At 34.2% G+C, this 25,046-nt stretch carries 21 protein-coding genes; 11 read left to right on the top strand and 10 right to left on the bottom strand.

The annotated features are described in order from the left end of the window. Positions 1–305: 305 nt before the first annotated feature. Entirely contained in the window at positions 306–2,165 is a 1,860-nt protein-coding gene (gene mutL / locus ACQH1X_RS01320) for a DNA mismatch repair endonuclease MutL (RefSeq protein WP_265026108.1), read from the bottom strand. Between the two features lie 7 nt (positions 2,166–2,172). Beyond that, positions 2,173–2,664: a 5-(carboxyamino)imidazole ribonucleotide mutase gene (gene purE, locus ACQH1X_RS01315; protein ID WP_425386337.1), complete on the bottom strand. Its 492-nt coding sequence runs from the start codon at positions 2,662–2,664 to the stop codon at positions 2,173–2,175. 435 nt (positions 2,665–3,099) lie between these two features. Here purE and ACQH1X_RS01310 point away from each other — a divergent pair, with 435 nt between their 5' ends. The 9 genes from ACQH1X_RS01310 (at position 3,100) to ACQH1X_RS01270 (ending at position 8,873) form a co-directional block, all read left to right on the top strand. Continuing rightward, positions 3,100–3,396, top strand: a complete 297-nt coding sequence (locus tag ACQH1X_RS01310; RefSeq protein WP_010081926.1) for a helix-turn-helix domain-containing protein — start codon at positions 3,100–3,102, stop codon at positions 3,394–3,396. Between the two features lie 60 nt (positions 3,397–3,456). Next, positions 3,457–3,852, top strand: a complete 396-nt coding sequence (gene rpoZ / locus ACQH1X_RS01305; RefSeq protein ID WP_265034658.1) for a DNA-directed RNA polymerase subunit omega — start codon at positions 3,457–3,459, stop codon at positions 3,850–3,852. Positions 3,853–3,880: 28 nt separating this feature from the next. Further along, the gene (locus ACQH1X_RS01300) at positions 3,881–4,126 is read left to right on the top strand and encodes a monovalent cation/H+ antiporter complex subunit F (protein ID WP_425386336.1); all 246 of its coding nucleotides are present in this window, start codon (positions 3,881–3,883) and stop codon (positions 4,124–4,126) included. 6 nt (positions 4,127–4,132) lie between these two features. Next, positions 4,133–4,411 carry a monovalent cation/H(+) antiporter subunit G gene (mnhG, locus tag ACQH1X_RS01295; protein ID WP_425386335.1) on the top strand — a complete coding sequence of 93 codons (279 nt, stop codon included), beginning with the start codon at positions 4,133–4,135 and terminating at the stop codon, positions 4,409–4,411. A gap of 11 nt (positions 4,412–4,422) precedes the next feature. Then, positions 4,423–4,950 (top strand): DUF4040 domain-containing protein, encoded by a 528-nt coding sequence (locus ACQH1X_RS01290; protein ID WP_250294918.1) that lies wholly within the window; start codon positions 4,423–4,425, stop codon positions 4,948–4,950. Continuing rightward, positions 4,943–5,362, top strand: a complete 420-nt coding sequence (locus ACQH1X_RS01285; protein ID WP_425386334.1) for a Na(+)/H(+) antiporter subunit B — start codon at positions 4,943–4,945, stop codon at positions 5,360–5,362. The genes ACQH1X_RS01290 and ACQH1X_RS01285 overlap by 8 nt, the downstream gene beginning before the upstream one ends. Next, the gene (locus ACQH1X_RS01280; RefSeq protein WP_265026103.1) at positions 5,359–5,685 is read left to right on the top strand and encodes a cation:proton antiporter subunit C; all 327 of its coding nucleotides are present in this window, start codon (positions 5,359–5,361) and stop codon (positions 5,683–5,685) included. The genes ACQH1X_RS01285 and ACQH1X_RS01280 overlap by 4 nt, the downstream gene beginning before the upstream one ends. A gap of 123 nt (positions 5,686–5,808) precedes the next feature. Continuing rightward, on the top strand, positions 5,809–7,752 hold the full coding sequence (rpoD, locus tag ACQH1X_RS01275) for an RNA polymerase sigma factor RpoD (RefSeq protein WP_425386333.1): 1,944 nt from the start codon (positions 5,809–5,811) through the stop codon (positions 7,750–7,752). A 140-nt stretch (positions 7,753–7,892) separates the two neighbouring features. Next, positions 7,893–8,873 (top strand): SGNH/GDSL hydrolase family protein, encoded by a 981-nt coding sequence (locus tag ACQH1X_RS01270; protein ID WP_425386332.1) that lies wholly within the window; start codon positions 7,893–7,895, stop codon positions 8,871–8,873. A 349-nt stretch (positions 8,874–9,222) separates the two neighbouring features. Here ACQH1X_RS01270 and ACQH1X_RS01265 read toward each other — a convergent pair whose 3' ends face one another. The 6 genes from ACQH1X_RS01265 to ACQH1X_RS01240 all read right to left on the bottom strand — a co-directional run bounded on the left by ACQH1X_RS01265 (position 9,223) and on the right by ACQH1X_RS01240 (position 20,194). Next, positions 9,223–10,707, bottom strand: coding sequence for a hypothetical protein (locus ACQH1X_RS01265; RefSeq protein WP_425386331.1), 1,485 nt, complete (start codon positions 10,705–10,707; stop codon positions 9,223–9,225). 1,149 nt (positions 10,708–11,856) lie between these two features. Next, positions 11,857–12,714, bottom strand: coding sequence for a 4-hydroxybenzoate octaprenyltransferase (ubiA, locus tag ACQH1X_RS01260; RefSeq protein ID WP_425386330.1), 858 nt, complete (start codon positions 12,712–12,714; stop codon positions 11,857–11,859). Between the two features lie 3 nt (positions 12,715–12,717). Further along, positions 12,718–13,125: a ribosome-binding factor A gene (locus ACQH1X_RS01255; RefSeq protein WP_425386329.1), complete on the bottom strand. Its 408-nt coding sequence runs from the start codon at positions 13,123–13,125 to the stop codon at positions 12,718–12,720. Positions 13,126–13,134: 9 nt separating this feature from the next. Further along, a complete protein-coding gene (gene infB / locus ACQH1X_RS01250; RefSeq protein WP_425386328.1) occupies positions 13,135–15,459 on the bottom strand; it encodes a translation initiation factor IF-2 in 2,325 nt (774 codons plus the stop codon). A 9-nt stretch (positions 15,460–15,468) separates the two neighbouring features. Next, positions 15,469–17,031 carry a transcription termination factor NusA gene (nusA, locus tag ACQH1X_RS01245; RefSeq protein ID WP_425386327.1) on the bottom strand — a complete coding sequence of 521 codons (1,563 nt, stop codon included), beginning with the start codon at positions 17,029–17,031 and terminating at the stop codon, positions 15,469–15,471. 88 nt (positions 17,032–17,119) lie between these two features. Further along, a complete protein-coding gene (locus ACQH1X_RS01240) occupies positions 17,120–20,194 on the bottom strand; it encodes an efflux RND transporter permease subunit (RefSeq protein WP_425386326.1) in 3,075 nt (1,024 codons plus the stop codon). A gap of 174 nt (positions 20,195–20,368) precedes the next feature. Here ACQH1X_RS01240 and ACQH1X_RS01235 point away from each other — a divergent pair, with 174 nt between their 5' ends. Next, positions 20,369–21,055 carry a hypothetical protein gene (locus ACQH1X_RS01235; protein WP_425386325.1) on the top strand — a complete coding sequence of 229 codons (687 nt, stop codon included), beginning with the start codon at positions 20,369–20,371 and terminating at the stop codon, positions 21,053–21,055. A 68-nt stretch (positions 21,056–21,123) separates the two neighbouring features. Here the strand turns inward: ACQH1X_RS01235 and ACQH1X_RS01230 are convergent, their stop codons facing one another. Beyond that, on the bottom strand, positions 21,124–21,861 hold the full coding sequence (locus tag ACQH1X_RS01230) for a glutamine synthetase (RefSeq protein WP_425386324.1): 738 nt from the start codon (positions 21,859–21,861) through the stop codon (positions 21,124–21,126). Between the two features lie 326 nt (positions 21,862–22,187). On the opposite strand from ACQH1X_RS01230, the gene dnaA reads away from it, so the two are divergent. Further along, positions 22,188–23,570 carry a chromosomal replication initiator protein DnaA gene (gene dnaA, locus ACQH1X_RS01225; protein WP_425386323.1) on the top strand — a complete coding sequence of 461 codons (1,383 nt, stop codon included), beginning with the start codon at positions 22,188–22,190 and terminating at the stop codon, positions 23,568–23,570. Between the two features lie 27 nt (positions 23,571–23,597). Here dnaA and ACQH1X_RS01220 read toward each other — a convergent pair whose 3' ends face one another. Next, positions 23,598–24,872, bottom strand: a complete 1,275-nt coding sequence (locus ACQH1X_RS01220) for a metallophosphoesterase family protein (protein ID WP_425386322.1) — start codon at positions 24,870–24,872, stop codon at positions 23,598–23,600. Between the last annotated feature and the right edge of the window lie 174 nt (positions 24,873–25,046).

Here is a 25,046-nt window from a genome sequence, read left to right as displayed (position 1 = left end):
ACTGTAAGTGGCGCTGTAATAATGTGCTGACGCTTAGTTTAAGCGCGGTTTGGCTGAATGTAGAAAAAATTTAAAAGACATGCAGCCGCTATAATTTTATGTAATCCGCCAATAAACACTCTGAGTTTTTTACTGAATTTTGTCATTGAGCCTGCAGGTCAAAAACAAGTTTTGAGTCATAAATACCCTTACTATCATGATAAGGGGGCTGGCGGAGTTTGTCAAGGAAGTTTTTTCGTTTAATCCGTTTCTATGAGCTACTTGGATGACGAGGAAGGAGCACTTACATATTTATGGCAACCTCATTACCTACGCTCGAACAGTTTTTCAATATCACTCAATTTCATTTCTATATAAGTTGGCCTTCCGTGGTTGCATTGTCCGGAATATGGGGTTTTTTCCATTTGCCTCAGCAACTCATTCATCTCCTCTAACCTCATTTTTCTACCCGCTCTAATTGATCCATGACAAGCGATAGTGGCCAATATTTTGTTCACTTTATCTTCTACTGGCAATGTATCTTCTATTTCCGTTAATCTACCCACTATATTAATTAGCATCTCTTTCACATCTATTGCTCCCAAAATTGCAGGGATTTCTTTTACTATCACTTTATTCTCTGATTTGATTTCAATATCAAAACCCATTTCAAATAACTTATCTTTATAGATTTCAATCATCTCCATTCCAGCTTGATTTTTGATTTCAACCGTTTCAGGAAGAAGTAGTTTTTGTCTTTTTATACTTGATTTTTGTTTTAGGCATTCATATACTAGTCTTTCGTGGGCTGCATGCTGGTCGACTATAATCAATTTGTCTCTTACCTCGGCAATAATGTAAGTATTATAGACCTGACAGCGTGCAAACCCGAGTGGGTGGCTCTCTATCAAATCAACTTGCTCTAACACCTTTTTTTCTAGAACCATAGCCTCCGCTTGTGCTGGGAATTTCTGTATGCCGGTATAATTAAACGATTTTGACTGTTCTGATAAGCCTTTTGCTTTTTCATTTGGAGAGGCAAATTCTTTTATTAGTTGATTTTCAAAAGGACTTGGCCTCCTTTCATAAAATTCTTTTTGAACATTAGACTTATCAAAAGGATCTGATAATGAACCTTTCACAAAACCCTCTATCGTATTAGTAGTTTTCTGGTCACTAGCTGGAATGACATCAAAGGTGCCTATCCTTCTTGACAACGCTTTAATTAATCCTCTTGTCACTATCTCATATATGAGCTTCTTATTCTGAAACCTTACTTCTGATTTATTTGGATGCACATTTACATCTACTTGATCATAAGGTATCTCTAAATGTAACGCTGCAAAAGGATACCTATCGCTTGGAATAAAATCATGATATGCATACCTAACCGCACCAATAAGTAAATTATCTTTAATTGGCCTTCCATTAACAAACGTATAGATTTGAGTTGACTTACCACGATTGACGGTCGGCTTACAGATGTGTCCCGTAAGTTTAATGCCGTCTTCTTCTTCATTGACCTCCAAAGAATTGCCCTGAAATTCTTCTTCTACTTCACACAATCTATGAAATAACGAAGTCTGCTTAGCGTATTTTAAGAGCTTTTTATTACCTGAAGTGAGAGTAAACCCTATATGATAGTTAATCATTGCTAGGTTGTTTACAATATCAACAATGCTTTGAGTTTCTGCTCTTTCGGTTTTTAGAAATTTTAGTCTATTTGGGGTAGCGAAAAACAAATCTCGTACTTCAATATGTGTCCCTTGTGATAAAGAGTAAGGAGTTAGCTCCCCTATTTTCTCTCCACCCTCATAACTTATAGACCATGCTTCACTTGCTTCTCTTGCCTTAGACGATAATTTTATCCTACTTACTGCTGCAATTGAAGGTAGAGCTTCTCCTCTAAAGCCAAGATGCTTGATTTCTATCAACTCACTATCGCTCAATTTTGAAGTAGCATGGCGCATAAACGCAAGTTCTAAATCGTTTTTTTCTACTCCGTTACCATCATCTGTCACAATAATAAGGTTACGCCCACCACTTTCTATTTTGATCTCTATTTCTAAACTTCCAGCATCTATTGCATTTTCCACTAATTCCTTTACTACACTTGCTGGCCTTTCTATCACCTCCCCCGCTGCTATACGGTTTATGGTTTTTGTGTCTAAAAGAATTATTGCCATAGATTTATTATGAAACTGGTTTTTCTTTTACTTCTTTGGTCTGTTTTTCTCTCCACTTTTTTAACCTACCTGCAATTTCACTGTTGGAATTTGACAATATAGATACGGCGGTAATGGCAGCATTATATGCTCCATTTTCTCCTATAGACATGGTTGCAACTGGAACACCCTTTGGCATTTGAACTATAGAGAGTAGACTGTCCAGCCCATTTAATTGTTTACTATGCACAGGAACGCCGATAACTGGTAAACAAGTTAGTGACGCAACCATACCAGGTAAATGAGCTGCACCTCCTGCACCAGCTATAATAACCTTAAAACCTTCTTCTTGTGCAGATTTAGCAAAATTGAAGAGCCTTTCTGGTGTTCTATGTGCAGATATTATGAATATGTCATGTGAAGCTTCTAATGCTTTTAACATATTAACGGTATGGACCATAGTGGTGTAATCTGACTCACTTCCCATAATAACAGCAACATCTTTTTTTATTTTTGTCATATTCAACACAATTTTACTTACTAACTAAATAATGTTCCAGCTAAAAAGCAACAAATATTTAAGTCATATTATAAATAGAATATATAGAATTCTCGTTAAAATAGAAATTTTAAAAATTTAAATAAATATCTATATTAAGATATAGAGTATAAACTTCTTATGTAAGATAAATTTATAAAATAATTATTTTTGTATTTCAAGCTTTGTAATTTTAGCTTGTTCTTTCTGTAAATGACTTTTTCAGATAGGCTGATAGTAAAATGATAATTTAAAATTACTAGAAATTTGATTGAAATATTAATATACAATCAACTTAAAGTTTTAAATATTGATATCATATAATTATTGACAAGTTATATGATATTAATATCTTGGTATATTAAATATTATGTTATAATGTTTAATAAAGTTAATTGATATGTGAGTGTAAAAATTATGGAAATAATATCGTTAAATAACTTAGACAGTGCAGGAATAAAAACAAAGTTGCTTTATATAATAAATAAAATTATAGAAAAAAATGCTTGGACTCAGGCTTTTGCAGCTGAGAAACTTGGTATTGATCAGCCAAAGGTATCGCAAATTAAAAATGGTAAAATAGATGGTTTTTCTTTAGAGCGATTGTTAGGATTTCTAAAAAAACTTGATCATGAAATAACAATCACGATGACAGAAAGCCAAGAAATAAAATCTGAGGCAGAAAAAGTAAAACATGAAGTTGAATCGCAATAGATACAAAGTTGACAACTTGTTTTTTGTGATATAGTATAAAACTTATTAAGGTAGTATCTTATGGCTGAGTCTATTGTAGAAAAGTGTACAGAACAGGTAAGTAACCGTTTCAAATTGGTTCTATTGGCAAGTCAAAGAACACATGATTTAAATACAGGGGCAAGTAATCCAGTTCAAACAGCTCAGTTTAAAGACCATAAGAACACCATAGTTTCCTTACATGAAATAGCAGAAAAACAGGTGGATACTCATGACCTATTTAACCTTTTGGTAGGTAGATGCAAGGAGTACATGAAAGGAAATATGAATAATGTTTACAGCAGTAATACAAGTAAGCTAGCGAATTTATTAAATTTTTCTGATAACACAGATCTTGATGTAAGTCAAGAAAGCCAAGATTATGAAGTGGATGGTGAAATAAATGATCAAGATGGCGATGAAGAAGTATCCGTTTAGAAATCTACTGAAGTTACATAGTCTTTAAATGATTCACATTGCTATCTATACACTGTTGTTCTGTATGAGTGTAATGTTGTGTCGCATAGTCTCTAAGTCAAGTGATGTGTACAATAAGGTTTTAGCGTTCAATAAATTCTCAACGCAAGTAGTTGTACTCATAACAGCAATATCAATCATTCTGAATAATTTTTTTTTAATTGATATAGCATTGTTGTATGCTAGCGTTAGCTTTATATCAACTATAGCACTAATGAGATTAATGTTGTTTTAATAATTTATGATAGGATCCGTTCTTATATTTTTAGGCATTTGTTTAGTAATTATTTCAAGTGTGGGAGTAATTAGATTTCCTGATTTCTATACTAGGTTACATGCAGCAGGTATTACAGATTCTAGCGGTGCAACGTTATTGTTAATTGGTTTTTCTTTGCAGAATGGATTTTCAATCAATACTGTTAAAATAATATTATTAATTCTTATAATATGGGTAGCTAGCTCAACTAATGGCTATATTTTAGCGCGCACTTATTATAAAGTTAAGAAAAAAAACTGTTAAAGAAGGTTAAGGTGTTAGAAATATTAAATGTAGTGCTACTTTTGTTGTTACTAACAGTTACGGTTTTTATAGTCTTCTCGCGACATTTAGTCGTAAGTGCTGTTCTAATGTGTGTATTTAGTTCACTTATTGCGCTTATATACTTAATTATGAATGCACCTGATGTTGCAATTACTGAAGCTTCTGTTGGTGCGGGGCTCAGTACGGTTTTTACGTTTGCAGCACTCTCCTTGATAAAGAATCATAAAGTAAATCTATCTCATAACCCTATAACGCTTTTTTTTATGTTATTTCTGGCTGTATGTTTGTCATATTTTATGATTCAATTGCCAGATTTTGGCAGCCACAATGCTCCGATCCACTTGCATGTTGCTCCTTATTATGTGGAAAATACCGAAAAAGCTACCGGTATTCCTAATATAGTGACAGCTGTTTTGGCAAGCTTTCGTGGTTATGACACGTTTGGAGAAACTATAGTAGTTTTTACTGCTGCGCTTTGTATAACGTTGATATTAAAAGAAGAAAAAGAAAATGATTAAAGATCCGATATTAAATGCAGTAACATTTTTGATGATACCTTTTATCATTTTATTTGGTTTATACATACAATTTCACGGTGATTACACTCCGGGTGGAGGTTTTCAAGCAGGAATAATTATTGCCTCCGGGATAATATTATATTCAATGCTATTTGGTGTATCTACAACTCTAAAAGCAATACCTTATTCTGTGATTAGATTGACTAACATGTTAGGTATTTTAATTTATGGAGGAACGGGCGTTGCAACAACTTTACTTGGCCAAAGTTTTTTATCTTACGATATCTTGTCAGCCAATAATAGAACCGGTCAAAAATTGGGTATTTTTTTTGTGGAATTAGGTGTAGCATTTACTGTCTGCTCCTCTATGTTAATTATATATATAAATTTTGCTCGTAGGAAAAAACAATGACTTTATATAATTATACAATTATTATTATATTAATGGTGCTAGGTTTATATATTATTATAAACGATAAAAATTTAATCAAGAAAATGATAGGAGTAAGTGTCTTCCAAGCATCTGTTTTGTTGTTTTACATATCTCTAGGGTATATAAAAAGTTCCTTGCCTCCTATATTGGTTTCAAATTTTTATTCATATAGCAATCCTATACCCCATGTTTTAATGCTTACTGCTATAGTGGTTGGAATTGCAACATTTTCAGTTGGATTGTCCATAGCAGTAAAAATAGAAGAAAAGTATGGAACAATTGATCAAGACAAGTGTACATAAATTAACAGTATCTTAAACTATATGAAGTAACAAATAGCCACAAGTTAAAAGTAAAATTATAGACTTGCTCGTTGTAAGTTTGTTTGTTAATAAGGAATAAAATTATAAACTATAAAGGTAATGATGTCAACTATTAATGATGCAGAAGATAAGAAAAAAATTATCAGAGATCTTGTAACTAAAAGTATAAAAAAAGGTGGTTTTGTCACCTTTGATGATATAAATGATAAATTATCAGATGAAAATTTTTCGTCTGACTTTATAGATGATGCTATATCTTTATTGCAGGACTCCGGAATTAATGTGCTTGAAAGTAGCGAAGATGAAGAAGATGTTCCTTCCAACAGTGATGATAGTAAACTTGATGATGATGACACATCGCCAAATGTTACTGCAACTTTAGTACAAAATGATGATCCAGTAAGGATTTATTTACAAGACATGAGCTCTGTAAAGCTTTTGTCAAGGGCAGATGAAATCGAGATAGCAAAAAAAATTGAATCTGAAAAGCATAACATGTTACGTGCAATAATTGAAACATCAGTAACATTAAAGGTGATAAAAGTATGGCGTGATGATTTAAGTAGTGGAGCTCTCTTACTGAGAGAAATTATAGATCTGGATGCAATTTATAACTCTGATTTTAATGTGGTACCCAAAGAAGAGAGTGAAGAAAGTGCTGAAGATGTTGAGGATTCTGAGGATGTTTCTGAAGATGCTGAGTACTGTAGTGATGATGAGAAAGATAGTAAAAAAAGTGATGATGAGAAAGACGGTGATAATGAAGATATAAGTTCAGTCAATTTAAATGTTTCTATTCTTGAAATGGAAAGTGACTTATTGCCAAAGGTCATAGTTGCATTGGATGAGATAATTACTTTAGCAAATGAAGCATTCGTATTAAGAAAAAATTCTAAAGATTCCTCTGATGAACTAGAGAATTTATATAATCAAATATGGTCTATAGCATTACAAATTAAGTTAAGTGATGCTGCTGTTGCCAGAATTACACAAGAACTTTATAAGATAAATAGATCCATCACGCTTGAAGAGGCTAATCTTATTGCTGAGGCTAGAAAATACGATATCGATAGAGAAAGTTTCTATAAAGTTTATGATGACGTGCTTTTAAAGCACGAATTGAAAAAGATAAGTCTTTTAAAGATCAATGAAAATCAGTCCTCTTTTACAGGTGAATTAAAAAACAAATTTTTAAGGTTTATAGACGATAACTCTGAACATATAGCTAGTACTTTGAACGGTATTAAGCAGCATATACAGGAAGATAACGTGCAAGAATTTAAGGAGCTAATCAGGAGAATACAAAAACACGAACGAGAAGTCTCTGAAGCAAAGCAAGAGATGATTAAGGCTAACTTAAGGCTAGTAGTTTCCATTGCTAAGAAGTATTCAAAAAGAGGCCTTGATCTGCTTGATTTGATACAAGAAGGCAATATTGGTCTTATGAAGGCCGTGGATAAGTTTGATTACAAACGTGGATATAAATTTTCAACTTATGGCACTTGGTGGGTAAGACAATCAATCACTAGGGCAATACCTGAGCAGTCTAAAGTAGTTAGAATACCAGTTCATATGGTGGAAATTATCAGTAAAATCAACAGAGCATTAAGAAAGATGACTCATGAGATGGGAAGGGAGCCGACGTTAGAGGAATTGAGTGTAGAACTGACAATGCCACTGGAAAGAATACGCAAAGTTATGAAAATAGCAAGGGACCCAGTAAGTCTTGAAGCTCCAACAGGAAAGGATGATAGTAGTACCTTCGGTGATTGTATAGAAGATAAGCGCGTTTCCAGACCAGAGGATGCTGCAATACTTGCTGACTTGCGCGGCATTACGACCAACGTTCTTGCAACTCTAACACCAAAAGAAGAAAGAATTCTAAGAATGCGTTTTGGCCTTGGTAAAGATGGGAAGGAGCATACCTTAGAAGAAGTAGGAAAAATTTTTAATGTAACACGTGAGAGAATTAGGCAAATAGAGGCAAAAGCACTGCGCAAGTTGAAACATCCAAGCCGCGCTAGAAAACTTAGAGGGTTCTTTTAAGCATATGCGTCAAGTTAAGAAGAAGCTGATTTTGCCCGGAAAAAATGGAGAGAAAGTTAGGCTAAAGTTGTATAATTTCACCACTATTTTTCTTTTTTTATGAATCTAATGAAACAACATGCTAATTTACGGTAAATATTATGACAAACAAAAATGACAATTCTAATTCAAAGTATAGAAATTTTTATGTTCTGGGTGATAGTTTATCCGATAATGGCGCAATCATTGGAATTTTAAATAATTTGTCCTTTGCAAAAAGCGTAAAATTTGATGCCCCTTTTTATCAAGGGGGATCTTTTAGCAATGGCCCTACTGCTGTTGAATATGTAGCAAAATATTTAGATTTAGATGAATTTAAACCTGGGTGGAGTTATTCATTTTTTGGTAGATGCCACGAACAGCAAGGTCAAAACTATGCAGTTTCATGTGCAACAGCGTCTGAAATTTTTGACCCTATTTTTTCTTATTTCTTCAATAAATTTCGTTTAGCTAACCAGCTAGATGCGGTAATTAAACATCATCCAGATATAGGTAAAGAAGATTTATTTTGCATCATGATCGGCGGAAATGATGTTATGGTTGCAACTGCTTATGACAATACTAAAGCGGAAGAAGTGTTGGAACAAGCAGTGAGTGAAATATGTAATGCACTTAAGGTTCTAAATGAACATGGTGTTAAGCATGTAGTTGTTGCAAACGCACCTGAAGTTGGCTCAATACCAGCTTTTAATAGAGATGAAGAAGCAAGGGAACTAGCTACAAAGCTCACAGAGAGTTTCAATGCAAAATTGGCTAATGGCTTAGATTGTATGAAGAAAAGTACAGATCTTGAAATCAAAGCATTTGATCTTAACTCTAAAATGAAAAGTATGCTTAGCGAATACAAGAGCAAAGGTTTAAATTGTCAAGATGCATGCACATCGAACATTGCAGACCAAATTGGGAGATTTAAAGAAAATATAAAAATACTCTTAAAGTTGATATTTAAAGGGGAACTTGACATTCACTATAACCCTAGGTGTAGCGAAGAAACACTAAAGTATTATTTCTTTTTTGATTGTTTCCATCCAACTGCAGAACTTCATCATGAAGTTGGTAATGAAGTGTATGAGTTGATTTGACACAGTTTTTTGAACATTCCCTAGATCCCAGTGTCCCTATGATGTCATCCCAGTGCTTGACACTGGGAACCAGAAAAGTTTGCTTGTTCACAAGCAAACTAGCACAGAAAGTGATTACAACATTTTCGATGAGATTATATGGAAAACTGGATCCCAGTGTCTGGGCACTGGGATGACATCGTTTACTATGTGCCATATTGCAATGTTCATACAGCTGTGAGTCACGCACTTTGCTTCAATATTTGCACATTAGCCACTCCTCTGAACAGATACAGTCAGTTTAGCTATAATTTCCTAAGTTTGCTCATAATCTCTTGACTTGACACATATGTTTTTTTCCCAAATGTTACTATCTTCCTCCTTTTCCTTTCTCAATTTGTGCAACCATTTCCTTTACATTTGCACGCGTGAGAAGGGAATTTTTGCTGACATGAGATTTTGCTGCTGTTAGGTGATTCATTGCAGATCTTTTATTTCCTGTTGGAAATGAATGAGATTGTTTTTTCTTCACACCGATATCCGCTTGTGCTGCTGGGGTGGTTTTGCTTTCAGCAAGCCGTACATTAGCATTTCCTTTTACTTGATTTTGCTCAAATTTTTCTTTTAATGCCTTTACTTTACTGCCCATCTCGCGATTAGCTCCTCCTTTCATAGTAGCTGCTGCTACTTTTGGTATCGCCTTACCAGCAGCTTTTTGTGCTGATTTCCTATTGTCTTGATTTTCAGATTTTAGTGGTACTGTAGGTTTACTTTCAACTGATTTTTTCCCTACTACTTTTGGCTCTGTGTTTACTTTTTGGCTTAGATTTTTAGGCTTTGGCGGTACTGCAGGTTTATCTTTGACTACCACTTTCGATTTTTGTCTAACTTCTTGACCAGTAGTAAACATTTTTTTTGGTACTTGCGGTGCTCTTGGTGGTTTTGGTGGTACGAGGGATTGAGATTGTTGTTTCTGCTTACGTTCTCTTTTTGCTTCTATATGTTCTTTAGAAACTGTTGCATAAATTGGCTCTTCTTTGGGCGATTTTGAACTCTGCGAATTTTCTATTAAAATTTTACTCTTCTTCTCTTGATAATTTGATATCTCTTCGTATACAGACTCTTCATTTAATGAACTTCCATAGCCTAAATCTTCTCTCTGTTCATATAAAGGATTTTCCTTTTGCTTTTTCTCTTGATAATTTGATATGTCTTCATATTCATGCTCTTTATCTAATGAACTTCCATAGCCTAAATCTTCTCTCTGCTCATATAAAGGATTTTCCTTTTGCTTTTTCTCTTGATAATTTGATATGTCTTCATATTCATGCTCTTTATCTAATGAACTTCCATAGCCTGAATCTCCTTTTCTTTCTTGTAGCTCATATAAAGGATTTTCTTCTTGCTTTGACGCTGTTCTATCCTCTAAGTTCACTCCATACAATCTATGTTCCTCCTGATTTTTTTTACTTTGCTCTAAATCTGAAATTTTCTTTAAAACATTTAGGTATTCGAATGTTATTTTTTCAGCAAGACTGGGCAATTTATCATTAGCAAAATTTCTTATACCGTTATCCTGAATTGAAGTATCTTTTCCCAAGATTTTATTAAATGTTTCCTTGAATATTCCAAAAAAACCTGATGGCTTTTTGTTCACCGGTTCTATATAATTATTCAAGTCACTACATATAACAAACTTAGCTACATCTTCTGCCTTATCTGTAAAACTCTCTAATGTTTGGGATAAATCCCTCACTGTTTTATTATATTGTTCACCAATGTTTTTCAGCTTTATAGCTTCTATCAAGGAGTCGAGATTTTTTTTATAGTTCTCACTTTTAAATGGATCATTCATACTAATTACAGCTCATTATTTGTTAAAATATAGATCTAAAATATTAAGATCTAGTAAATATTACCTTTGTAATTCATGTAGAACTATAGCTACATAAGTAAGATTTCCCTACGTCATACCGCGATTTATTCACGGTATCTCATCCGCTAACAAGCAGCGGGATACTTAACCATCATCTACACCGTCATACCGCCGCGGTATCTCTTAGCCGCTAACAAGTAGCGGAATGACAGCAGTCCTACGTCATCCCACCGCGAACCGTCATACCGCGATTCATTCGCGGTATCTCTAGATCCCGCTAACAAGCAGCGGGATGACGATTGTCAGGCTAGCTGTCATTCAAGTAGCTGACACTGGTTCCTTTATGACGGCAGTGCCCAGAGGTGTCATCCCAGTGCCCAGACACTGGGATCCAGAAAACTTAATTCTAACCAAGTGGCTGCATAATAAAGACTGGATGCCAGTGTCAAGCACTGGCATGACAGCAGTCCTACGTCATACCGTCACGGTATCTCTAGATCCCGCTAACAAGCAGCGGGATGACGAATTACTTAGCTGTCATACCGCCACGAACCGTCATACCGTCACGGTATCTCTTAGCATAGATCCCGCTAACACGTAGCGGGATGACGATTGTCGTTTAGCCATAAACATTAAGAAATTTACCAAACGAAAAAAAAGGCAAAAGAAGCCCTAATCATTGTCTATTTTCAGTATTGGCGTTTTTTAAGTCTTAAACACTGCAATTTAGCTACTTTTAAATGCAACTAACCTTAGCTATAAATGTTTAAGAAATTTACTAAGCAGAAAAAAAGGCAAAAGAAATCCCGTGTTAGCTAGTTGTCACTCTCTAATCCTGCAAATCGGCGTTCTATACTGTCTTAAACGACTTATAAGCGCATTTCAGCTTGTGTAGGTAAAAACCCAGAAATGTTGTGAAGACATAAGGTGCACATAGTGCAAAAAATTAAAAATAAGACGCCAACCACGTTGTTTTTTTGCTGTTTAATCTGCACAGATGAAGATAACTGAATACCTTCAGTCTCATGATAAGGGGGCTGGCGGAGCTTGTCAAGGAAGTTTTTTCGTTTCTGTGAGCTACCTGGATAAGAAGTCTATTGATTTCATTAGAGCCAAAACTCTTGAGACCTAGGTGATAATTCTATCTAAAAGGATGCCAAAAAAGAGAAGCAACCCTACGTAGGAATTATTTTTAAATATGGACATGCATTGACTGGGATCGTCAGGATTGAAATTTTTGTATTGGCGGTGAAATATGAACCCTACAGCAAGTAGAGCAATATAAAAAATGTTATTTAATGATGATAAGATACCAGCATATAGCCACGTCATAAGAGATATTAAATAAAATCTTTTCAACCAAGATTTTGTTGTATTACCAAAATATAATGCGGTAGATTTCATTCCGAGTTTTTCATCATCTTTTTTATCTTGATGAGCGTATACGGTGTCATAACTAAGCGTCCAAAAGACGCATCCTATATAAAACAGCAAGGATTCTATACTGATCTGGTTTATTATTGCTGCTGAGCCCATGAGCGATCCCATATTGAAGGTAAACCCTAAGAACAATTGTGGCCACCAAACATACCGCTTTAATAAAGGGTAAGTAGCTATCATACACATTGAAATTATTCCAAGTATGAGTGTAGTTTTATTAGTTAATAATAAGATTACCAGGGCAATAGACAGTAACAGTGAAAGTAAAGCTAAAGCCTGCTTTATGTTTAATGCACCACTTGCAAGTGGCCTATATTTTGTTCGTTCAACGTGCGCATCTATTTCTCTATCGAAAATGTCATTGATTATGCACCCTGCAGGTCTCATTAAAAATGCACCTATAGTAAACAAAACAAGAAGAAAAAGAGCCTGATACGATAGAGAAGTTGAGGCTAAAAGAATACCGCTCAAACTGGGAAATAGCACAAGCCACAAACCTGTTAAACTGTGCAATCTCATTAATGAAAAGTAACGATTGAAATGCATTAATTAAGTGTGATTATGTAATATTTTGCTTACATTAACAAAATTATCGAACGCTAAATCAGGCTTGAAAACTAACTCAGGTATAAATCGCAAATCAACATAACACAATATAGATTTACGTATTGACCATGCAGATTGGTTCATTTCATTAACAACAGTGTCAATATCACAGTTATTCTCAGAAGGATCTCCAGTGTGTGACCACGTACTTTTTTCTGGATCTAAGTAGTCAGCTACTTGGATCTTCAATGAAGATAACACAATATATACATCTGCTTTTTTCAAATCTTTACTTAATTTTACGTCAGATACTGCTACATTTTTATTGAACACCTTACCTTCCATTAGGACTCTTGATATTGCTCTATGCAATACCGATGCTATTTTTAGGTTTCTAATTTCCTTTTTCATATCCAGCTACTATAACACCCTTTCTTCTTGCACTAATTGATAAGCTTCCAAAATATCTCCAACTTTAATATCGATATTACCCTCTAGTGATACTCCGCATTCAAAGTTTACACCTACTTCTTTAACATCATCTTTAAATCTACGTAGTGCTTTTAACTTTCCTTCATGCACCAATTTGCCACCACGCACTACCTTAATTAAAGAATCTTTTTTTATGACTCCATCACTTACATAACATCCAATGATATTACCAGCTTTAGATACATTAAATATTTGCCTTACAGATGCAGAACCAACACGAACCTCTCGTGTAATAGGCTTTAACATTTTAGTTAAATACATTCTCATGTCGTCAATGAGCTCGTATATTATGTTATAAGTATGTATTTCTATACCTTTTTGTTTTGCCAAATCCCTTATTTTTGAGTCCACTTTTACATTAAAAGCTAAAATTACTGCACTTGATGCTTCTGCAAGCAGCACATCTGAATCTGTTATCCCTCCTACTGCTTTGTGTAGGATATTTAATTTCACTTGGTCTTTACCGAGTTTATCAATTGAACTTGATATTGCTTCAATAGAACCAGTTACATCGCACTTTAAAACTACAGATAGTTCTTCTGTTTCACTGTTATTACGACTGAATATATCTAAATTATTGTCGCCCAAATCTTCTTTCTTTTTCTTGATCAACTCTAGCCTGTATTCAACAATTTCACGCGCCTGCTTTTCAGAATTTACAACAACAAATTTATCTCCAGCATTTGGCACACCATTTAGACCAGTAATTTCAATTGGAGCGGAGGGTAGTGCTGCTTTTTCTCTTTGACCAAGGTGATTAACCATACTACGTACTTTACTGTATGTTGTACCAACTACCAATATATCACCAACCTTTAACGTTCCTTCCTCAACTATCAACGTAGCTGATATTCCTTTTGCTTTATCTATTTTGGATTCTATTACCCATCCAAGTGCTCGACAATCTTCTATTGCTTCTAGCTTCATTAATTCAGCGATTAACAAAATTGCCTCTTCTAGTTTATCTAAATTAGTTTTCTTTTTTGCTGATACTGGCACAATTATAACATCACCACCGAGCTCTTCAGGAATGAGATCATATTGAGGTAAGCTACTCATTACTTTCTCCACATCACCAGGCTCAGATTTATCAATTTTATTAATAGCAACTATAATAGAAACATTTGCTGCTTTTGCATGATTTATTGCTTCAACTGTTTGTTTCATGATTCCATCGTCAGCTGCAACTACTATTACAACTATATTAGTAATATTGGCACCACATGCACGCATCGCAGTGAACGCTTCATGTCCTGGTGTATCAATGAAAGTAATTTTTTGCTTATCTTTTGTCGTTATTTGATAAGCACCTATGTGTTGAGTTATGCCACCTGACTCTCTTTCTGCAACATTAGATTCACGAAATGCATCGAGCAATGAGGTTTTACCATGATCCACGTGGCCCATAAAAGTGACGATTGGTGGTTTAAGTTTTTTAAGCAGGCTTTCTCTGCCTTCTATAAAAAATAAATCCTTTTCTTTGTTGGCATCGCTCACTCGTTTGGCCGTATGATTAAATTTTTTCACTATTTCACATGCTATATCTGGATCCACCAGATCATCTACTCTATAACTCTCACCAACTTCTTCTTTGAACATTTTTAGCACACTCTTGCTATCTTCTGCCATACGAATAGATAACTCCCTGATAGTTATTTTGTCTAGTACAATAACTTCTCTTGATATATTTTTACCCTTAGTAAACTTTGACTTTCTACCTCTTATACCAAATCTTTGCTTAAATACAGGGGGTTGTTCAGTTTTTTCATCTATTGCCTGTGCAATTACCAGTTTAGAATGCTTAGAATATATATCTTTGTTGACTTTAGAAGACTTTTTATCGTCGCCCTCATAGTCAATATTATCTTCTCTTAGTTCAACTAAGTGAGTATCACTTAAAACTTTCTTATTTATTTCTTTAGATAAAGCGTCCGCTTCATTTTTCTCGTCAATCTCTTTATTGCTGTCTTCTTTTGCTGTTTTCTCTTTTTCTTCTCTCTGATTTCTTTCTTTCAGCAAAGCAGCATTCTGCACAGCATTAATGCGGAAAATTTGTTCTTTCTCTGTTAAAGAACATAATTTACTCTCGTCAAATAAATTATGTTCTTCTGCATCATGAGATTTTTTTCTTCTTTTTTTTACTACTGTAGCTCCAGTACTTGGGCTAGCTGAAGAGTTTAAATTGAGGTCTAATTTAAGCTTGCTTAAGCCTTGGAGCGTTAATTTTTTATTACTGATATCTTCATTATTCATATTATTTTATTATATTAATCCAAGCTTTTTACGTGCTTCTATGATTATTGAATCTACTGTATCTTTTAGATTTTCTTTGCTATCAGCTGAGGAAGAGAGCATGCTGCAAAACTCATAACTTGATAAATCTGCTATGTCCTCTAAAGTCTTAATATCATGTTTACTAAGAGCAATTTTATTGTCTATTGATAAAGTTAAATTGATTACATCATCTTCCATACCTAAACTTTTTAGCTCTTCTATTTTTCTATCATTTTCTGTTTTTAGGTACTTGTTTGCTCTATTATGAAGTTCGTTTGCAATATCTTCATTAAAGCCCTCTATTGAAGCAAGCTCTTTAATTGAAGCGCTGGATATATCTTCTACGCTTGAAAAACCTTCTGTTACCAATAGCTGACCCATAATCTCTTCTAAGTTTAAAGCTTCAGCAAATAAAGCTGAACATTGACTAAGTTCTTTACTTCGCCTTTCTGATTCTTGCTGAGTGCTTAATATCTCAATTTTCCATCCAACAAGCTCTGAAGCTAATCTTACATTCTGGCCCTTTTTTCCTATAGCTAAACTCAATTGATCTTCAGCAACTATTAACTCCATGCAATTTTCATTTTCATCAATAATAACCTTCGATACTTCTGCAGGAGTAATGGCTTTAATAACAAATTGACCCAAATCTGAGGAGTAATTTATAACGTCAATTTTTTCACCATTTAATTCGTGTATAATAGTTTTTATTCTATCTCCCTTAACTCCAACACAAGCACCTACTGGATCAATGTTCTTGTCAGGAGAGAAAACAGCGACCTTAGACCTTGAGCCGGCGTCTCTAGCTATACCTTTAATTGTTACTAACCTGTCAGCAATTTCTGGTATTTCTTGATTTAATAATGCCTCTAAAAAGCCTTCATGAGTCCTAGAAAGAATAATTTGACGTCCATCATCAGAGCGCTTAACAGTCTGTATGTAAGCTTTAACCTTATCGCCTTCACGAAATGATTCACCACCGGTCAAATTTCGCAAAGGAAGGTATGCCCTAGTGCCATTTATGTCTATAATAAGATCTGAATATTCTACTTGTTTAACAATACCATACCTTATTTCTCCCGCCTTATCTTTAAATTCCTCATATTGCTTTTTTGACTCTTCATCTTTAATTATTTGAGCAATCTTTTGCTGGGCAATTCTTGCTGAAGCAAGATCAGTGTTAAGAGAGAGCAATTCACTAACAGTATCTCCAACTTTTGCATCTCCTTTTATTAATTTAGCTTGTGTAAGCGTAATTGATTCATACTCAGTGTTCTCTTCTTCATTTGATTCGTCATCAATAACTTTTAGTTTTCTGTATGAAGTAACTTTGCCTGTATTTCTATCTATATTAACTACAATTTTACTTTTGCTACCACACTTTTGATAAGCCACTGCTTCTATAGCACTTTCCAGTGCCTTTATTACAACATCAAAATCTAAACCTTTTTGAAGTGAAAGCTCTCCTGCTGTTTTTATTACATCAAGGCTTCCAACTATGTTATTCTTGTTACTTTTCTGCTTAACACTGCTTTTACGATTAGCAATCATAATAAATAAATCCAATGTAATTAGTTATAATTATAGCTTCAACGGGCAAAGAACGCTATCTTAAATGTTGAATGATTGCTAATTTAAGTCAAGTTTTTTCATGTCTTTGTATGACAAGCAACGCAGGAGTAAAGAATAAAGTTAAAACCGTTGCAGCCAATATTCCACTTGCTATGGTTGTTGAAATGTCAACCCACCACTGGCTTGATGGAGCATCATATGTGATTTGTAGCGTAAAAAAATTGATATTTAACCTGGTAATCATCGGTATTAAACCAAGAACTGTGGTTGCAACGGTAAGCAATATTGGCCTAACGCGAGAAATTGCAGCGTTTATTACACATCGCTTGATGTCATTTTTGTGTACCTTAATTTGGTGACGAAAGGCATCAAGCAATAGTATGTTATTATTCACTATAATTCCTGCCAAAGCAATTATCCCCACTCCACACATAACAACTACGAAAACTTGTTGGATAAGAAAGAAAACAAAAAACACACATGTGGTGGATAAAAACACTGCTGTCATTACGATAAATGTATGGTATACATTATTAAACTGTGTCACTAATACTAATATCATTAGTGTAATCGCTAATATAAAAGCCTTTAACAAAAATGTTCCTGATTTTTGTTGATCTTCTTTGTCGCCTTTAAAATCAAATTTTACTCCCTTGTCCCAATTCTGGGCAATAGAACTCTGAATGAACTTTACTCTTTCATCAACAAGATAGCCAGTATCCACATCAGCGGAAATTGTCACTGTACGTAATCCATCAATCCTATTTAGTTTGTTTACCTTTTTTTCGGGAGCATATTTTACTATGTTGCTCATAGGATACGGGCCATTAACTGTATTGATAAAAAGATTATCTATAGTCTTCATGTTGCGGTCCCTTCTGGGGAAACGGAGTACAATATCGATTTCTTCATCCGTGTTATTTGGTCTATATTTTCCAATCAACACTCCATTTGTAACCATCTTTATAAAATCGCCAATGGTTGCAACACTTACTCCAGAACTTGTAGCTTTACTCTTATCAACACTCATATTCCACTCTATTTCAGGTGCTGATCTGCTATCTTGAATATTTATAAACCCGGATGAAGGTTGGTTCATAATTTCTAGAATTTTCTCTGCTGCTAAATTCAAACTGGATGCACTTCCGCTGAGGTTAATTTGTATTGGCTTGTCAGCCGAAGGTCCTAACTTTTCCTCTTGAACATTAATTATTATTCCTTTCATGTCTTGCACACTGCTCCTTATATCATTTAGTATGTGCTTAGCTTTGCGCCTGAAGCGCCAATCCATAAGTTCTAGTTGTATTCTGGCGATAACGTTGTCTGAAAATGCTCCTGATCTAGCATAAGAAACATGAATTTCTTTTTCAACGCTCAAAATGCGTTCTTCCACTTCTTTTAGTATCAAATCTCGTTCTTTGGCTGATAAGCTTTCTTTTGCTTTAACACTGATTAAAATATTATCTGAATCCACTTTCGGAAAAAACTTTACTCCAGGGCCAAAAGTAAAGTACAGCACACTAAATGAAAACAAAACGAATACAGTAGCACATACGAATTTTTTAGGATGATCCAAAACCTTCTCTAGCATGCGTACGTAAGCTCTTATTATAGGCCCAGCATTTTTTATTTCACCACTTTCTATAGCACTCATTTTTTTTGTTTCTTTTTTTGAAGTTATCGAAGGCTTACCAAATATTGCACCAAGTGTTGGTATAAAAACCAAAGCCATAATGAGCGATCCAGTCAAAGTTAGAATTATTGTAATTGGTATGTACTGCATGAATTTACCAACAGTATCAGGCCAGAATAATAGAGGAAAAAACACTGCTAATTTAGTTAACGTCGATGATAGAACCGGATAAAACATATCACGAACTGAAGTGTGAAAGGCTTCTACTTTGTCCATTCCGCAAATCATCTTTCTATCGGCATATTCGCTGATCACAATTGCATCATCAACCAGCATGCCAACAGCCATGATTAAACTGAAGAGCACAACGATATTTAAGGTTATACCCATAAAGTAAAGAGCTATTATCCCAATGAGAAAGGAACCGGGTATCGAGAGTGCCACAAGAATAGCAATTCTTGTTCCCACAGAAAGCATCATTATGATCAATATTAACAACACAGCAAATATTATGCCGTTTTCCAAGTCATCAAGCACATCGCGGACGTTTTTTGACTGGTCGTTTAAGTACGCCACTTTTAAATTTTTAGGTAATTGATCTTTTGCCTTATCCATTAAGTATTTTACTTGATTTACTGTGTCTATTATGTTTTTTCCGTTACGTTTTGAAATTTCTAGCACGACACTAGGTAATCCATTAATGCGAGCAAACCCTTGGTGATCCTCAAACCTAGGGTATACTTTTGCTATATCTTTGATTCTCAAAACTGCATCGCCTTGAGATCTAATAGGAATATTCATAATATCTTCTATATCTTTTAATAACCCTGATATTTTAATCGAATATTTACCGGTATCGTTTTCCAGTGACCCAGCTCCCACTAGTCTATTATTGCTTGATATAGCTTGGAATATTTCGTTTGATTGAATGTTATATTTTGTTAGAACTGTGGGCTCAATTATAACTTCCACTGTTTCTTTACGCATACCTGCCACTTCAACTTTGAGAACATTTGGCAGAGATTCTATTTCTTTCTTTAGCTTGCGTGCTATTTCAGTCAAGGCTCTTTCTGGCAAATTACCAATTAAGCCGACATTGAGTATCGGAAATAAGCTCAAGTTTATTTCATTGATTATCGGAGATTCCGCTTCAACAGGTAACTTCGATTTTATGTTTGAAAGCTTTGAACGGACATTATCGAGCACTTCTTTATTATCATACTCTGTTCCAAATTCGAGTATCATGTGAGCACCATCATTAGTCACGAATGCCTTTAGTTCTCTTACACCTTCGATGGATCTTAGTTCATTTTCTATAGGAAGCACTAATAGCTTTTCACTATCTTGAGCAGAAATCCCAGGAAGTCCAACAAACACGCTGATTATAGGAATTTGTATATCAGGGTTACTTTCCCTTGGCATTTTTACATAAACGTATGAACCGAAGATAAAAATTACTATAAGTAATAATACCACCGCCCTGTTTCGCTCTATGAGTAAGCTCTGCATGTTGAATGTTAACTGAATATGTGCGTTTGTACAATATTATAGTCGAGATACATTGCATATTAATTAATCCTTGTATAGCTTTAAAACTTTACGCAAATAATTAAAATTTCGCAAAATTGCAAGTATAAGAAAATTTCTGTATAATAATTCTAGAACAGTATTTGAGAGGTTATTATGGTGGCAATTTTAAATGTAACAAAAGGCAAGAGAAGAGTTATTGTGTCTGGATTAGCTGGAGCTTTATCAGCTTTAATATTTTTAACAGCAATCCACATTGCCGCAAAGATAGCCATTATCATTTCTGCTGCTGTGGTTACTTACTTATTACTTTCGCTGATTCATAAAATAAGAACTAAAAAAGAACGGCCTGCTGAAATTACTGGTGTTTCAGAAGATGAAGGGTATAGCAGTGTTGATGAAGGTGAAGAAAAAGATATGGAAATATCCGAAAAAGAACCAAAAAAAGAACCAAAAAGAACTGAAACTGAGCTAGAAGAAGAATTAAAAAATAAAAGAGCACAAGAACGCATGGAGAAAAGATTACTTGGTGACTCTATAAATGCGTTTGGCGAACCAATTCTTGTTGAAATTATAGATACTGGAAATAGTAATCCTGTTGATTATACAAAAACTATGGTAGTGCCTGAGAAAATTATTCTTGGCATGCCAGATGATAAAACTCTTACACAAAATAGCTCTAGCTCTATAAAGAATCAGATGAAATCTCTTCCTGAACACATGGATGTATCTGATAATCCACTTCCTGGGCAGCCATCGAGCGACCTTACCAATGTAGGGCTTGAGTCAAAAGCACGCAGAAACTATCTGCTGCAAAGTGGCTATCACAGTATGGGAGTATAACCAATAATTCAATGAGAATGCCAGAGCGGCTAACTATGGAAGATATTGTTAACCAACGTGTTTAGAGTTTATATCAAACTCTCCATCTTATATTGAGGATCAGATGCAATGCCATACACTCTATTTGGCGGAGTAATTTTATTTTCTATACCAAAAACCATACCTTCAATTATTGCTGTGAGTACTTTTTCAAGGTTACAGTCTGCTCCAGGAACACGGTGCTCTAGGCGGCATCTTTTAGAATCGTTGCCAAAATAGGGAATTCTTATCGCAGCAGTTCTGTTATTTACTCCCCAACTAATCGTAGTTGGAGTGTGAATATCCGGGTACTGAAATCTTAAATATGAATCATCATTTGGAGCAAAAAACAACATATGTTTTTTCATCATTGCACATAATCCGCCAATACTATGAATCAAATAATCACTATACTTTTGCTCATTGATATAAAATAAGTTATCGTTATTTGAATTCACGAGATTAACATGCACATTTAATGCACTGCCTGCTCTATCCAAATAAGGCTTTGCTTTAAAAGAAACGTTCCCACCAAGTTTTTGTGCTACTTCAGTAAGTAATTGTTTTGCTAACTCAAAATGCTTAATTAAATTGTCGGAGTTCGTATAACAACCACTTTTTATCTCATATTGATGTGTAGAATTCTCCTTCTCGCAAGAAAATTCAAGAAATGCTATTTTATTTTTGATGCTATTCAGAAATAAATATTCTTTTTCTATTCCTTCAATGTAAAACTCTAGTTCAATACCGAATACAGCATAACAACTCAAATTACTTAATATAATCATAAATTTGCTTCAGTAAATCTATATTAGGTTAGCTATATTTATATGAATACTTTACTTATTTGCCAGTAAATTTAACATCTTATTTATACATAATGTATTACTATTTTTAATAGCATGCTTCTAATCCTCGATACAAGCGACATTTACAAATTTTTCATTTCTTTGAAATAAAAATGATCAATTTTAGTGTTTTTATACCCTTTACAACCCATCAAAAAATCACCATAATTTTTAGTATGTATTAAGTAGTATTAGCTTTTCATTTTGCAGTAAGCTATTGATTGTCTTATATTTTTCTAATTATTGCTTTTTTCTTGGTGTGGTATATGAACTTAACTAGCCCTAAGGTTTCTACTATGTTTTTTGATCAGATTATTACAGTAACGGATCACAATGTTACTTGGGAAAAAATCCAAAATTGTCTTTATAATCTTTATGGAGAAGCAACATATAACAGCTGGCTGAGTTCGCTAAAATTTATCAGTAGCAGAAATGAGGAAGTTCTTTTATCCGTGTCAACAAGGTTTATAAAAGAGTGGATTACAGTTCATTACATGAAAAAAATACTATCATTATGGCAAAGCGAAGATAAAAGTATATGTTCTATTGATATTCAAGTAATTGAGGAAAGGAATTCAAATTCTAATGTTATACTAAAAAACAGAGAGGAAAGTAATCATAATCTTGGTTCACCACTGGATCCCAGATTCACTTTTGATAATTTTGTGGTAGGAAAGTCAAATGAATTAGCATTTACGGCGGCAAAGCGTGTGGCAGAATCTATAGATCCAATATTAGGCAGCAATCCTTTGTTTCTATATGGTGGAGTGGGACTTGGTAAAACACATCTAATGCATGCTATAGCTTGGCACATAGTCAATTCCCCATCAGAAAAAAGAAAAGTAGTATATTTATCAGCAGAGAAATTCATGTACCAATATATTACAGCGCTGCGAAGCAAAGATATTATGTTATTTAAAGAGCAATTTAGATCAGTAGATGTATTGATGGTAGATGATGTGCAATTTATCAGTGGTAAAGATAGTACACAAGAAGAATTTTTTCACACTTTCAATGCATTGATAGACCAAAATAAACAATTGGTTATATCAGCTGATAGGTCTCCTAGTGATCTTGATGGAGTGGAAGAAAGAATAAGATCACGACTCGGTTGGGGGTTGGTGGCAGATATTAATGAAACAACTTTTGAATTAAGGCTTGGTATATTGCAGGCAAAAGTGGAGCAGATGAATATGTATGTTCCGAAAGATGTCCTAGAGTTTTTAGCAAGGAACATAAAATCTAATATAAGAGAATTAGAAGGAGCATTAAATAAGGTTACCCATACCTCATTAATTGGAAGAAGTATGACGGTAGAATCAGCTAGTGAAACCCTAATCGATCTTCTTAGGTCAAATCATAGGTCAGTCACAATAGAAGAAATACAAAAGAAAGTAGCTGAATTTTTCAATATAAAGGTTGCAGATATGCAATCCAATAGAAGGCTTCGCAGTCTTGCAAGGCCAAGACAAATAGCTATGTATTTTGCCAAAAAATTTACGCAAAAAAGCCTACCAGATATTGGGAGAAACTTTGGTGGCAGAGACCATGCTACTGTTATACATGCAGTAAAACAAGTAGAAAATTTTATAAAGACCGACTCAAAATTTGCTGATGAAATCAATCGATTAAAAAAAATGTTTAAGTAGCGTTTTTAAAATAGCTAATAACAAATCCTAAAATGAATCGACTATAGTTTTAATCCGTTTAAGTTTAAAATCTTCTGTTAGCTTCGCAGAATACATTTCCTTATTGTGTTGATTATAGAAGGTAAATTCGTGATCATCTAAATTTAGTATTGCAAAGCCAAAGCCAAAAAAGTTTCTAACCTCGTGTGCTAAGTAGTTTTTACCATTTGAATAGTCAAATTCTACATTTTGATAAACAGATTCTTGATCTTGAGCGTGTAATGATGCACCACCGTTTCCAACTATAATTTGGTCTGGAACATTATCCATTAATAAAATCTGGGCTATATGAATGTGGCCAGAAACTATGGTAGTAACATTGCTTGGAAATTTATCTCCAAAAGCTTCGATTTGTGTAAGATTACCATGGCTTTTTAATGTCAAAAATTCTTTTTTTGGAGATCTCCAAAGCGGTTTATGAGTTAAAAACCACATGGGCTTGTCAGAACTATTTTGTATCAATTTATCAAATTGCCTCTCAAAAGCATCAATTGTGCTTTGGGTTGTAAAAATATCCTCACCGGATGAAGAGTCGAAGATAAAAAATTTCATCGGTCCAGTATCTAAGGACCAACTAGAAACGAAGTTTCCACATTTTTCAGACGAAAAGGGGTATGAATCTAGATACCTGAACCATCCTTCATAAGCTCTATCACAACTCTCATGGTTTCCACGAACAAAAAGGAAAGGGGATTGTGATAAAATATCCTTTGCAGGCTCAAACCAATCAGCGTACCAAACTTCTTTATTATATCCATAAATATCGCCACACTTTTTTGTATTTCTACATTTTGTTTGTCTATAATGATAATCACCAACATGGATAATTAAATCTGGTTTATGAAGGGCGATTGAATCTAAATTTTTTTTTAAAGGCCAGCTATCTACCGAATTACATTCCTGCTGAAATAACATATTTATTCTACAGCCCGTGTCACCAATGAAAGCAATTTTATTAACCTTTTTTGGTAATATAGGAACCCGTAGATCCTCAATACTAATGTTTTTGGCACTTGTTTGTACTGTCAGTTCACAAACTGTTTCGTTATGATCACCATTGTTAATTGAGCTGCGATTCAGCATTTCTGTTTCCTCGCCATCGACATAAACAATGGGACACATGTCATTGTCTGTAATTGCACGTATGCTTAATTTATTTTCTGGGATAACTTGAGACCATGTGTATAATATTTGTGCATGGACGAAATGAAAGCTAGTTATAAGAGAGAGAGCTAAAAAAATAAAGATATTAGCTATATTCATTTGTATAAAAACCTAAGTTAAAAATTAGTAGTAAGGTTATCTTAAATGATTAAAATTTATAATCACAAAATTCATAATCAAATTATACAGGTAATTTCTAAATTATTCTAGTATCAGATTGACACTCTAGATGAAAAATTCTAAAATGATTAAGTAATTTAAAATAATTATATA

The organism is Wolbachia endosymbiont (group A) of Barypeithes pellucidus, assembly GCF_964030885.1.
Lineage (GTDB): Bacteria > Pseudomonadota > Alphaproteobacteria > Rickettsiales > Anaplasmataceae > Wolbachia.
The sequence above is the reverse complement of the archived record's forward strand: the minus strand, read 5'-3'. Positions and strand labels throughout refer to the sequence as shown.